The sequence below is a fragment of the Mucilaginibacter mallensis genome (assembly GCF_900105165.1).
GTDB classification, from domain to species: domain Bacteria; phylum Bacteroidota; class Bacteroidia; order Sphingobacteriales; family Sphingobacteriaceae; genus Mucilaginibacter; species Mucilaginibacter mallensis.
Genome location: NZ_LT629740.1, coordinates 1,888,032 through 1,901,322, shown reverse-complemented (window position 1 = coordinate 1,901,322; position 13,291 = coordinate 1,888,032). Strand labels below are relative to the sequence as shown.

Genomic DNA, 13,291 nt, shown 5'->3' with positions numbered 1-13,291 from the left:
TATCTGACTTTTTCTATTATTTTAACAACTTGTAAGCATTGATTAATTAAGTGTACTTCCTAATGGGATACGATTACCTGATCGACAATATGGATTACACCATTGGTCGCCACTATGTCCGGGTGTATAATATGAGTAAGTCCTACATTTCCAATGGCAAAAATTGAGAAACCATCAGCCTGTACATAATAGTTAGCTCCAGCAAGTGCATATCCACCAATAAAAGCTGAAGTAAAAACCTTACCGGGAATAATATAGGTGTCTATATAGTATTGCAAATTAGAGGGGGCATCTGCATAGATTGCCGCAATATCAGGGTAGCCGAATTTTTTGTAGGCTTCATTAGTAGGGGCAAAAAGTGTATAATAAAGTGCAGCATCACCGGTAATATAGGGATTGGGAGGTGGCGGTACCGAAAACATGGCATCATAACCAATATGCTTAAGAGCTGCTGCGAAAAAGGTAAGATCAGGCGACTTGTTGATCAGATCAAATATGTCAGTCGTCGGCGGGAACGGCATTCTTTTTAATTCATGTAAAGCACCATCACCCAAATCCATACTTGAACCGGCTACCAACGGGATACCATCAAAAAAGATCCCGTAATAGTTTTTAGTAATTCTTGGTTTAAACGTTGGGTTTTGGGATTGTACATCCTCCGCATAAAATCCTACCAAGCTGGCAGCGCTGATTTTGCCAAAAGTTATATCATATTTAAGCACCAATGCTAATGCCTGAGGATCATACTTATTGATGCTATCCAGTGTAAGGCCGGCATTGATAAATGCTGAATCCACCGGGGCAAATACCGTAAATGGGCCACCAGTACTAAACGTTTCCGCATTATACATTCCTGCTCTTTTTAGCGCTGCCTGATAAAGGCCTAGACTTTTACTGGTACTGATGTATTGAAAAACCGTTTGTTTTGCCTGATTAAATTGATTCGCATTTTCTTTCTTACAGGATATTAAGAAGAAAAGAGGCAGAAACAACGAAACAATGATGATACGGCATCGGTTGTTTATTTTCATTTTTTTTTGATATTTATATTTTGTTCCCATATAAAAAGCATTTAAGGAATAAGTACCTGGTTAATAATATGGATCACCCCGTTGCCACACGGAATATCAGCGTAATTAATAGTTCCATCATAAAATACTGGGGTAGGAATCTGAGATGGGATGCCATTATTACCACTCCCTAAAAAAGTGATAGCGTGAAAACCGCTTGGATATCCTCCGATAACTACCTTTCCCCCGTCCAGCATGACGATGCCTGTTGGATCTGCTTGCATATTCCGGTACAGATCACCTTCGAAATACCGACCCTTAATGATGTGATATTTTAAAAATGCGGTCAGCTTTACAGGATCAGCGGTAAGGATACTATCCAATGTGCTTATTCCCAAATCCTTGCCGAGTTGACCTGACTTATAAAAAGCTGTATTTGAAGGGGCCAGCAGTGTATACTCATCACTGCCGGATAATAGTGAAACATCAAGCTTGCAGCGCTGTAAAGCAGCGGAAAACATGGTGAGCGTTGTATCGTTATGGATATGATCAACCAGCTTCTGATATATTTCCGGGTTCATGACTTGTGGCAGCACCTGGATCAGCCCATTGGATGCCCGATTGTCTATACTGCTCAATATTAATCCATTAACGGTAACTATAGTATCGCTGCCATTCAAATATTTGGTAACATAAACATTTCCACCTCCATGTGTTAAAAAGGGTTTGTTTTGAACCAATGGAAGACTTTTAAACGAAATGTTTCCGTTCAGGATGCAGTAACGCATAATATTTTGAACACGACCCACGCTACCAAAATAGTAAAAGCCATACTGGGTAACACCCTCCATTAAAAAAGCATTATTATCAGAGGCCAGGAAAGTATATGGGCCGGGCTTGGCAAGCGTATCAATCAAACCGGCATATTGCAATCCGGCATACACAACATTTAAACTAAAGTTATCATTCAATACAAAATCTATCGTGCTTCCGCTTCCCGCATCCGGGGTTTTAACAATCTGATTATCTTTTTTGCAGCCGTTTATAGCCAAAATAAATAACACCGCGCAAATCCCCTGTTTAAAGAATTTACATCGATTATTGTTCCTATGTTTTATATTCATCATTAGTATGATTATTTCACTATGGGGTAAAAAAGTTTATCAATCTTATATAAAGCCCCGTTCGAGGCAATAAAATTATTCACAGGATGTAGCGCGGAGACATCAAGGGGCAATACAACAAGTGGTGATGCCGGGTCGCTGTTCCATTTAATATTTACCGCGCCGTTGCTGGCTGAAAAAGTTAAGGGCGTTGCATACCCCAAACCCGGCCCCAAGTAATTATTGTAAACACCATTGTTAATAGCAGGATCGAGCAGGTCATTATAAAATATCCTTATAATACCTACAAATGTGCTTGGATCGCCTTGAGCAACGTTATAGTTATAAAGGATATGATGTTTCAATACGCTATCTACCGGCGAAAAATTAAATGCTGGATAATCAGCACCGTAGCCTGTTTGTGAGCGCAGTGCAAACTGCCTGATATCATTTACCGTATAAAAGCCGGCATCGTTAAATGCCTTATTTGTAGGTGCCAGTACGGTTGGATAAAAGCTTGCATAATTATTTCCGTAAATCGAGAACTTTATTGGATTACTAAAAGTAGCTACATCGTCTAAAAAAGGGTCTGGAAAACCGGTCGCGACATCACGTATACTGTCAGCAATGATCAGGGCCTGGTTATATAAGGTTAAATCCGGGTCCGACTTAATAACATCATATAAGGTTCTTGATGGAATACCGGTAATCAGGCTATTGATCGGATATATATACCCGTTCGATGTCTGAATTGCAGGCTTGCTTTTTACAACGGCTATGCCATTTAAATACAATACCTTATCTTCTTTAATAAATAAGGGCGGCACAACTACCGACCCAAATCCGTGTATGTCGGATACGGTGTCTTGCTGTAAGGTTGTTACCTGTTTGCTGGTTATACTGCTTGTAAGCGCGTTATCATCATAAACCCCGTTTGCAATATGATACATGATCAGCTTACGCAGGGAATCTATAGGAAGCTTCGTAATACCCGCAGCATCTAGCCCTGCTGCCTTCATGGCTGAATCTGTAGGTGCAAATATGGTAAACCCGGTATTTGGCGTTATAACCGAAGCAAGCGCCAGCCTGTTAAATGCCTGGTAAAATAAGGTTAAAGAGCTTTCTCCAGCCAGCGTTTTCGCCATATTCTGTCCTTTAAAGGGGAGAGGGACAGCTTTTACAATTTCACCGTCTGATGGCTTTAAACACCCGCCGAGCAGCATGGAAAAGCTTAACCCGAAAATTGCAAGCAATATATTTGTTTGTAATAATTTCTTTTTCATAAAATCAGTTTGAATATTATCGATGAATTTTAGCGCTATCAGGCAAGACGGGTAAATCGCTTGTCCCGTGTACAACTCCATTTACAGCCAGATGGTCAGGGTCGCTGAAGCCTATTGGCGCATAGGTTGCGTCATAAAGATATGGGTCTCCATAATCAGGGGGGAAAGGATTAGCTTGAATAGCTATATAATTATATGGCACTACTCCATAGCTAACACCGTTATAACGGTCGGCGGTAAACAGCAGCAAAACGTCGGGAGTTACATAAGCAGGAAAAGTTGGCTGAAGGGGTGCATCAAAAAAATCGCTTAAAAAAAATAATTGCGGCGATAATATATCTGCACTGAATAAGAATTTTTTATAGGTAAGTGTATCTAAATTTGCAATTGCCGCCTGATCTATCCCATTCTGTATAAAATCATTGTTGGTAGGAGCCAATACAACAAAAGGCCCCGGCTTGTCAAGCATGTTAAACAGTCCGAATTGCTTGAGCGCCTGCACAAAATAGCTGTATTGTGGTGTGCTCTCCAAATACGCCTTTACAGATGCTGCGGGATAGTTTAATACCTTACTGAGATCCATGATATATCCATTGCTGGCTGCTATATCCAATTTATTAACCGTTACACCATTAATATGTAGAATTTGGTTGCCTACATATTGGGTTTGCTGAGGCCCAGGAATGGGTACTGAAAAATAAACCAGCTGACCGGCCAGGCTTTTATAAGCAAAGTCAATAGTTTGCGGAATGGACGCGTATGAGATACTTGCCGGTATAATATGATAACTGATTATTTTTTTTAATGTGGCAGTATCAATACGGGAAAGGCTGTCAGCATTAATCCCCGACAAAGTAAAGGCATCGTTGTCAGGTGCCAATACAGTAAACGGGCCTTTGCCCCCCAGTGTTTTATCCAATCCAGTACGTTCCAGCGCCGTATAAAACATACTGTAAGAGAAGTTATTCTTTAAAATGGTTAGCAGCGGCCGGCTGCCTGTTGCCTGTGATGATATGGCTTCTGGTTCTTTAACACAGGCCGCCTGCATACCTAATAATAATACGCCGGCAATTAATAAATAGCTATTTTTCATTGATCGTTTAATTTTTAGGTATCTCATTAAAGCCCCGTTGGACCTGCATCAGGTACACCCGGTCATAAACTATCTCCATAATATTCAATGTGCCGTATACATGGTAAGTGTTACCTGTATTTACAACCAGGTTAAGATTAGGCGTATAGTTTGTCACGGAAGAATTTCTCGTATCATAATTATTGATGGTATTCGGATCTGCACTACAGTCTAGTCGAAACGTTTCGACAGGAAATGTATTTGGATTAGAAACCGGGGAATCAGCATTACTCAGCGCGAAACTGAAATAGGGAAGCGAGCCCTGATAATTAGCTGGGTTATTTAAAGGAACGGGACTGTAGGTGCGAATCAGGGCCTGGTAAAAAAATGAACTTTCAGGTAGCAAAGGCAGGGTCAGGTATGGGATGTCAGTATCCATTTTAGTATTTAAAGTGGTATAATAATTATTATCGTATCCCAGATATGGGTTATATGAAAAATACGTGGCGTTGGAGATAGCATCATTTAAGATATTGTAAGAATAGTTGATGTTTATTTTATCCCAAAAGAAAAACCCTGAACCATATTGCCCCGCTATAGGTGTTTTGCCTGAAAGATTGGTAAAACCGACATAGACCTTATCAGCCTGAAATGACTGATGAATAAATTGTTCCTGACGGATGTATAAGCCGTATTTATTATTGTCCAGGTCCCGGGAAATTACTTCCAGTGTGTAAACTTCTCCTTTCTCAAAATTTACGGTGGTGTCCAATAAAATATTCCCTCGTTGGGCCGTTGAGAGATCTTTAAAACCAACAGCATTCTGGGGCCTTACCACAAACATGATACGGTGTTTACCGGATGGCGCTTGCGCCCATGCAGAAAGATCAAAACCATTTATAAACGAAGCGGAAAGTACCGGCGCATTGCCGGGATACTCATGATTTACGGGATATAACACCGGTGGCTCAAGGATATAGCTACCATTTACATACCCTATAAGCTGGCCGCCTGTAGAACTGTTAGCTTCATTTATGGGATACGATAAACTGAATAATTGCCTGGTGCCTAAAGCATCGCCAATAACGGCTGCATCATTGGGGATACCGGCGCCGTCGGTTTTTGGGTCCATTAAAAAAGTTAAGAACGGTGCCGCCTGCTGACTATGAAAAACATCAACCGGGTTATTTAAGTCATTAAATACCCGGATATACGCGGGGTCTTTTAATGAAGGAATTATAGCATACTTCTTGCATCCAGCGATAAAAGCCATAAAAGACAGTAAAAGAAAACTTAGTTTATATATTTTCATAAGATGCTTACTTATTATGTTTAATGACGATCAGTTTGGCTTTGTCAGTTGTTCCCGATGCATTGATCGCCCCTACCAGTGCCACCGTATAGATTCCCGTTTCTGCCGTTTTAAATTGGGGAGCTGTATACAAAGCAGGATTGGCTATAAAGGCCTGCAATACATTAATTGGCGCAACGGTAGTTAATAATAACCCTGGCACCTCCGGTTTATCCCCGGGTTTTGATTGATATACCCGGATTAATTGAGGGACTATGCCTTTTTCCGAATTGCCGAACGGGACACCGGTAGCAGCAGGTGAAACAAATGGTAATGAATATAAGATGGATGAATTATTGGGAGGCATGGCGCCGGGCGCCAGGTTTACATATGCACTGAAAAAACGGATCGTATCTCCCTGATATATCCCTGAAGTTGCTACAGCCGGTAAAAACAATTGATTATCATTGGTAAAGGTAGCATAGGGAAGATCAGGGTTTAGGTTAAGGAACCGGCTTTCTAAGGCATAATTATATTGCCCCCTGCGCAGGGTACCGTTGGTGCCATCGTCGGGTGCAACATATCCGCTCTGACTGGATTGGCTTAAATAAAGGGTACCCGTCATATCGTTCGCTTCAAATAACAGGGCGGGTTTGCCATCAGGCTGATCATAGGCCCAAATGGTATAATTGTCATAAGGAAAAAGCTGTATATCTTTCTCCGCCAACACATTGCCACTTTGATCTTTTGCCTGGATATGATGGGTTCCCTGTACATAGATCTGGTATGGAGCTTGTTGCGCGGTATTAGAGGCAACCGAACCGGCGTATGGAAGCGGCCCGCCCAAAGGCTGGCCATCTACATTGATGGTTAACTGTTTACCGGGTATTGCGTTAACCGCCTGCATTGCGGCATAAGTGCTGTTAACACCCGGGTCAAGTTCAGTAATTACCCGGTATGAATTTATAGGCATCCCTGAAGTAAATCTATTAACATCTCTGTACAAAGGCTGAATATTTTCAGATACAATGATGCTGTAAACCCCACCTGGTTTAAATGTGCGCACCCTTGGTATAAGGCCTTCCTGTGGCAGCGGCCCAAAATTGCCCGGTATGTAATAAGCCGAACTGGGAATTTCAGCTAACTGCCTGGTCACGTCTATTGCGCCGTTGGCAATAAACAGCTTAAACTGGTATGCCCTGTATGGCAATTCCACATAACCCGACGCTGCACCCTGGGCCACATTATTTAATGCCGGGCTAACCGGGCTGCCATCGGCATACGTGAGAGAAACAGGGCCCTTTATATTCAAGCCCGACGGGTCGCCATAAACGTTACTCCCTAGATTAATGACCCTTATTTTAAAGTTCTGGGAGTTGGTTGGGGGCACATTGTCGCGGTTAACAACTTTAAAATGGCCATTCGGCATCAAATAATAATCTTGCGGTTGCGCTGCATTATTCATGATTGTTGTGTCTATTGTTGATTGCTCACCTACAGAACCAGATGTAATAGTAGATTGAATCAGCATAGTAAAGTGAGCTTTCCCATCCTTATCTAACAAGCTGTTAGGCACAACGAAAGGACTTCCATCATCCCCGTTTGTCCAGATCCCGGTAGGGAAAATTGATAAGCCCAGTGCTGTACCTGTTGTAGGCGTATTAGGATTTGCATAAGCAGTAAGCGGGATGCTGTTTACGGTCACATCAGTGGGGTCATCAAAATTATATAACCGGATGGCAGATGCAGATTTATCGGCAACGTTCAATAATGGAATGGTGCCATATAGGTTCTCTTTTTTACAGCTATTTGTAAGTATGGTAAATAACAGCAACAAAAACATGCTGCAATAAGCTGGTTTATGAGTTAATGTTCTTTTCATATCTTTTTAGAATAATTTATAGGTAAGCCCCAGTGAAAATTCAGCGCCTTTATGGTACATGCTGTAGATATATTCATTGCCGTAATATTTGCCATCATTACCTGGGTTGGTATATACCTCCTTGTAGGGTGGGTCCAAAATATTTTTAGCAAAACCTTTCACTATCCATTTTTTGCCTAATTTCTGGCTGAACACCAGGTCAAGTGTAGGTGTTGGCCGGTCATAAAGATCAGGGGTCCCATCCAACTGTACCTGGATCAGTCTTGCGCCAACCATGTTAAAGCTTGTGGTTATATCCGTACCAGTGGCGGTGTTCGCATAATCCAGGTAAGCATTAATGGAATAAGGCGCTTGCTCAAATACGGGGCTTGTAGCTGGTGAGTGCCTGTCATTAATGCGCGAAGCAGCTAAACGTGCAGGATTTTTATCTATCGTACTCTCATCCAATAATAAATTAGAACCAATAAACAGATATTTAAGCGGGTCCCACGTTTTACCCAAATCCTTACGGGCTTCCAGCTCCACACCATATACCCTACCCACATTTGGATCATTTTCATAGATTATCAGCGGGAATTCAGGCGCTGTAGATTGATTACCCTGTGATGTATAGGTAAATACTTTTTCTAATGAATTATCAATGGTTTTAGTGAATGCTGATGCCGATAAAACTTCACCTGGCCCTGTAAACCATTCCCACCTGAAATCTGCACTTTTGGTTAGTTGGTTAACCAGATTAGGGTTACCACCAACAACAGCAAATTGGAAAGGATCAAATTCGTAAATATTGGTAAGTTCCCGTAATTCAGGCCGGGCCAGTGAAGTACTGTAGGCCAGCCTGAAATTCATGTCCTTTATTTTCGAGTAGGTTAAGTTTACTGAATAATAAGGCTTGTAATTTTGCACATAGCTGGTATTGGGCTGGCTGGTGCTGTATTTTACGGATTGATTGGGCAGCCCGCTGAGTGCATTTAAATTAGGTGGAACGTATACACCTGTTGTATCTACATGCGCTCTTATATCAGTGGACTCAAAACGCACGCCACCGGTAATTCGGAGCGTTTCAGTAATATGAGCATCCAGCATTCCATAAAAGGCACGCGTTTCATAAGAGCCGGTATAATTATTAGGCGACTTCTGTATCTGGTATAAAAAGCCACCAACTCTCGACTGTCCTGCATTATCATACTGTGACGGATCCTGTAAACCTATATTGCTTGGCGAAACCAATTGGTTAAGGTTGCCATTTGCGCTGTTTAGTAGCTGGGCACCACCTCCGCCTAAATTAGAACCGGGTAAACCCAGGATCTGTTCCGTATAATCCCTGCTTCTTTTTAAATAGTTGAAACCAAATTTAAACAGCTGGCTTAATTTCCCGATTTTAAATGGCTGGCTCAGATCGGCCTTGGCATTATAATTGGTTTCATCTAAATTTCGGTACTGACGACCGTTAGGATCGGCAACAATAATACTGCTATAATCATTTCCTACTCCATGCACTAAACCGCTGACAAAGCTGTAAGTATCTGACCCTATACCTACCCCGTTCGGGTCGACGAACCGCTGTGTACGATAATCGGCCAGATCGGTAGAGCGAAAGTCAGGGTCATTCTGGGTACTTTTTGAAGTACTTAAATTGTAGCTAAGTTTCGGCGACCAATCTTTATCCAAAAACTTGTGTTCTCCTTGTATATTGTAAGTATTAAATGTCCGGTAGGTAGTCCGAAGCTGATTAATGGTGTTATAGACCGGAAAGTTCAGGCCTGTATTTTGCCAGGAACCGTTAAGGTTGCTACCTTGTGATTCAGCACCGCGGCTGCCTAAAAACTGCGCCTGAATTTCATTGCGACTATTGAACTGATAAGTAAGACCGATCAAGCCTCCATAATTTATAGTTTCTGTTCCCGTATTTTCTTTATAGCTCAAGTAATTGTCCAAACGGGGAGCAGCTGGCGATATAAAGTTAGGAATGTGGAGTGGGTTAAATATTGTCGGCGAACCGGTAACCACTCCCTGAAACAGGCTGTACTGGTTTCGTTCTCCATTATAAATATCTGTTGTGCGCTGGTAATAATTGGCACTGACAATCACACCTAAGGTATGACCATGAAATATTTTGTAAGAGTTACCAAAAGATAGGGTATAAACCTGGTTTGGATCAGCTTGTTTATTCTGGGTCGTAAGTATAGGGTCAAAACTCTGCATGATCTTGCTGACCCTTAATGCTTCAATAGTTTGTTCCGGACTATTACGGCTTTGGATAAACAGGTTTTGGATTTCCGTTAATCCCCCCGGATATTGTTTTGCCAGGTTAATAAAATCAGGGCTAAGGTCATGCTTACTTACGTTTTGACCAAAAAAGCCAAGGTCGCTGTTGTAAAAGCTATTATAATTGCCACCTAATCCAACAGTAGAGTTAAAACCGGATTGCGCGGTAAATTCCAGCACCAATGATTCGGGTACCGATTTGGTTTTAAGCTCGATCATCCCTGCCGATGCGTCGGCGGGCCTATCAGGGCTCAATGTTTTATAAACGGTTATGTTATCCAATAATGCTGCCGGTACAAGATCGAGCGGTACTGCACTGCGTTCCGGGTTTGCAGATGATAAACGGGCACCATTCAATTCGGCAATTACACTACGGTCGCCCAGTCCCCTTATCGCCACATATTTATCATCCGTAATGGTAACACCGGTAACCCTTTGCAATGCCTGTGTGGTAGTGATACTAGCTGTTTTCTCAATATTCTGTGCCGATATCGCATCTGAAACAACAGCGGAGTTCTTACGGTCATTCAATAGTATAGTTTCATTGGCTGCTCTTCTTCTTGCCTCTACCCTCACCTCATTCAGTGAGGTGGCTGAAGCTTGTAAGAAGATGTCTAGTGTAGTTGTTGTTGATTGCTTTACCGTTACGTCAGGTATCTTTTTTGATTCATACCCGATATATCTTATTTCCAGGTCATACAATCCTGGTTGCAGGGATATTCTGTAATGCCCATTAACATCTGTCGGATAAGACCTGCCAGCTACAATAATCACCGCACTTATTAGGGTTTCCTTTGTTTTGGCATCATAGACGACCCCTTCTATGATGCCGGGCGGCGGGGGGATGGGCTTCGTTTCAATGACTATAAAATCATTTACTAACTTATATCTTAAGGTAGTGTTAGTCAAAATCTGTTTTACCGCCTCTTCTAATGAAATTTCATTAAAATCCACGTTAATCCTTTTAGGATTACTTTCTACAAGATTTTCACCAAATGAAAAACGGATGCCGCTTTTTTGTTGTAATGCTAAAAAGCTTTGTTTCAGATCGGCATTATCGAGGCGAAGCGTAATTTTGATTCTTGATATGTCCTGACTGCGGGCAGTTGTGGCATAGAGCATCCCTGTTAAGGTGAGTTGTACCATAAGCAGGATAAGGGATACTTTCATAATAAATCGAATACAAGAATGCAGGTGTAAACCTTTTTGCATATTTTTGGATGTTTAACGGTTGGTCCTCTTTCAGAGGAATTATTCTGTTAGCTGCCTGAATAATTTTATTCAGGTATTTTCCTTAAGCACACCGCGTCGAAAACTGTAGGCTTATTGGAACCAAATTTTAAGTTTCGCCCTGTTTCCGCAGGGCGTTTCTTTTTACTTGCTTTTTATACTTTTTTATTTCATTTATCTCCTTTTTATTGTAATCTGTTTACCTTGAATATTATAGTTGAAGTTTGCTGTGGCGCTTAATATCTGTAACACTTTGCCCACTGATTCATCCGCCTTAAAAGATGTATTAACCCGATATGCGTTTATTTCCTTACTTGAAATTTGTATGCTGACATCATAATACCGTTCAAGAACTGCGGCGACTTCATCCATCCTTTCCTTATTGAAAACCAAGTTACCCAACTTCCATTGCTGAAGATCATCTATTGAAACTGTGCTTGTACTTGCTTTATTCGTAACCGCATTATAGGTTACTTTCTGACCGGGTATAAGTACAGCAAGGGAATTAAGGTGCTTTGTTGGTAATGCAACGTTTTGATCAACCCTCACTTTGCCAGTTGCAACGCTTACGGTAAATAAATGCCCTTTGAATGCTTCTATTTTAAAGGATGTGCCTAAAACTTTGGTTTGAATGGAACCGGTATGAATAATAAAGGGATGTTTATGATCTTTCTTTACCTGGAAAAAAGCTTCACCCTCCAAGGCTATTTCCCTCGTATTTCCTGTAAAACTCTCAGGAAATTTAAGTTTACTGCCTGCGCCTAAGTAAACAATTGTGCTGTCCGGTAACGTAACAATAGAACGTTGTCCATTAGGGTTTTTACTTTCCAAAAACACCACTTTATTGGTCTGACTATTATGATTCCGCAATATTGAATAAGAGCCAAAACCAGTGGCTAATAAGAATATTGCCGCATATTTTAGCCAATGTTTCCTCCAAAGAGGGTTGATCTTTTTGGGGTTAAGTTTCTCATTCCGCTCGGCTAAAAAACGCAGGCGATAATTAGCAAGCTCTTTTTCATCCAATTTGGGCGTTTCAAATGTGGCCCATTCCTCATCAAGCACCTCTTGTATAATCTTTCCTGATTCCGGGTGGCTAAGAAAATAATTTACCTCTTCTAATTCTTCAGGAGAACAGGTATTTTGAAAATATCTTTTTAACAGTTCTTTATTCACCTTATGGCAAGCACTAAATGGCTTTCATAAGAGAATACGCAAAAATTGAAAAGCACCCTGAATAGAAAATGAAATATTTTAAAAAAAGTAAATAAGCGGAATAATTACTAAAAGAACATCAGTATAAATGTTCAAGCTTTTACGTAGATGGACCAGAGAGGCTGATATATGACTTTCAACTGTTTTAACAGATAGGTTTAGGTGTCTGGCAATTTCAGGATAGGTCATATTTTCATGACGGCTCATCTCAAACACCCGGCGTCGTTGCGGACTAAGTTTCTCTAAATTTGTGTGATAGATTTTGTGTAATTCCTCAAAAGCAAGGTTGTTTTCGGCCGAATTGCTCATCGATAGCTTTTCATGGGATTGTTCTAAAAGAACAGTTTTAAAGCCTTTTTTTCGATAATGATCAACAATTGCATTTTTCATGGACCTGAAAAGATAAGGCCCGATGGATACTTCAGTTGTAAAAGCTTCCTTTTTTTCCCAAAGTTTAACCATTATATCCATAACCATTTCTTCAGCTAAAGCGCGATCTTTTAGATATTTTAGAGAAAAGAAATGTAGCTTATTAAAATAGCGCTCAAATAGTATATCAAAGGCTTTGGCATTACCAATCCGGCATTCATGAATAAGAATATGGTCTGGTAAATTTTTAAATTCCATAAGGAATATCCTTTGCTGCAAAAGTAGGGGCGAGAAAACATAAATACATTAAGAGCGTATTAATCAATTGTTAACAACCCGATAATTTTGTTACAGACATTTAAAAAAGGCTCCTGCAAGTCTCCTTAATTTTTAACTATGAACTGATCTTATCTACTGAATAAAGAATGTTTTGCAAGTTCAATAAATAAGATGCAAATGTGCTTTGTTTAGATTAGTGTTAGATCAACCTATTATTACTTTATTTTACAGCTCGTTAATTTGGCATATTGGCTTATATATTTGTTAATCAATAACTTAGCGTTTTACC

Annotated in this window: 9 protein-coding genes; all 9 read right to left on the bottom strand. The window is 40.7% G+C overall.

The window, feature by feature from the left end; translation table 11 throughout:
• Nucleotides 1-59: 59 nt before the first annotated feature.
• The 9 genes from BLU33_RS07725 to BLU33_RS07685 all read right to left on the bottom strand — a co-directional run bounded on the left by BLU33_RS07725 (nt 60) and on the right by BLU33_RS07685 (nt 12,981).
• A complete protein-coding gene (locus BLU33_RS07725; protein ID WP_172829225.1) occupies nt 60-1,031 on the bottom strand; it encodes a fasciclin domain-containing protein in 972 nt (323 codons plus the stop codon).
• 41 nt (nt 1,032-1,072) lie between these two features.
• The gene (locus BLU33_RS07720) at nt 1,073-2,137 is read right to left on the bottom strand and encodes a fasciclin domain-containing protein (RefSeq protein WP_091370943.1); all 1,065 of its coding nucleotides are present in this window, start codon (nt 2,135-2,137) and stop codon (nt 1,073-1,075) included.
• Nucleotides 2,138-2,145: 8 nt separating this feature from the next.
• A complete protein-coding gene (locus BLU33_RS07715) occupies nt 2,146-3,396 on the bottom strand; it encodes a fasciclin domain-containing protein (protein WP_157682074.1) in 1,251 nt (416 codons plus the stop codon).
• Nucleotides 3,397-3,412: 16 nt separating this feature from the next.
• Nucleotides 3,413-4,489, bottom strand: coding sequence for a fasciclin domain-containing protein (locus BLU33_RS07710; RefSeq protein ID WP_157682073.1), 1,077 nt, complete (start codon nt 4,487-4,489; stop codon nt 3,413-3,415).
• 7 nt (nt 4,490-4,496) lie between these two features.
• Complete coding sequence (locus BLU33_RS07705) at nt 4,497-5,741, bottom strand: hypothetical protein (RefSeq protein ID WP_091370937.1); 1,245 nt, start codon at nt 5,739-5,741, stop codon at nt 4,497-4,499.
• Between the two features lie 46 nt (nt 5,742-5,787).
• Nucleotides 5,788-7,641 carry a hypothetical protein gene (locus BLU33_RS07700; protein WP_157682071.1) on the bottom strand — a complete coding sequence of 618 codons (1,854 nt, stop codon included), beginning with the start codon at nt 7,639-7,641 and terminating at the stop codon, nt 5,788-5,790.
• Nucleotides 7,642-7,647: 6 nt separating this feature from the next.
• The gene (locus tag BLU33_RS07695; protein ID WP_232009416.1) at nt 7,648-11,079 is read right to left on the bottom strand and encodes a TonB-dependent receptor domain-containing protein; all 3,432 of its coding nucleotides are present in this window, start codon (nt 11,077-11,079) and stop codon (nt 7,648-7,650) included.
• 234 nt (nt 11,080-11,313) lie between these two features.
• Nucleotides 11,314-12,315 carry a FecR family protein gene (locus tag BLU33_RS07690; protein ID WP_091370931.1) on the bottom strand — a complete coding sequence of 334 codons (1,002 nt, stop codon included), beginning with the start codon at nt 12,313-12,315 and terminating at the stop codon, nt 11,314-11,316.
• A gap of 78 nt (nt 12,316-12,393) precedes the next feature.
• Nucleotides 12,394-12,981 (bottom strand): RNA polymerase sigma-70 factor, encoded by a 588-nt coding sequence (locus tag BLU33_RS07685; protein WP_091370929.1) that lies wholly within the window; start codon nt 12,979-12,981, stop codon nt 12,394-12,396.
• Nucleotides 12,982-13,291: the final 310 nt, after the last annotated feature.

Bases quoted from the DNA above. Each gene is read 5' to 3' on its own strand.
- BLU33_RS07700 (WP_157682071.1), bottom strand. From the start codon at position 7,641: ATGAAAAGAACATTAACTCATAAACCAGCTTATTGCAGCATGTTTTTG.
- BLU33_RS07685 (WP_091370929.1), bottom strand. From the start codon at position 12,981: ATGGAATTTAAAAATTTACCAGACCATATTCTTATTCATGAATGCCGG.
- BLU33_RS07710 (WP_157682073.1), bottom strand. From the start codon at position 4,489: ATGAAAAATAGCTATTTATTAATTGCCGGCGTATTATTATTAGGTATG.
- BLU33_RS07705 (WP_091370937.1), bottom strand. From the start codon at position 5,741: ATGGCTTTTATCGCTGGATGCAAGAAGTATGCTATAATTCCTTCATTA.
- BLU33_RS07720 (WP_091370943.1), bottom strand. From the start codon at position 2,137: ATGATGAATATAAAACATAGGAACAATAATCGATGTAAATTCTTTAAA.
- BLU33_RS07715 (WP_157682074.1), bottom strand. From the start codon at position 3,396: ATGAAAAAGAAATTATTACAAACAAATATATTGCTTGCAATTTTCGGG.
- BLU33_RS07695 (WP_232009416.1), bottom strand. From the start codon at position 11,079: ATGAAAGTATCCCTTATCCTGCTTATGGTACAACTCACCTTAACAGGG.
- BLU33_RS07725 (WP_172829225.1), bottom strand. From the start codon at position 1,031: ATGAAAATAAACAACCGATGCCGTATCATCATTGTTTCGTTGTTTCTG.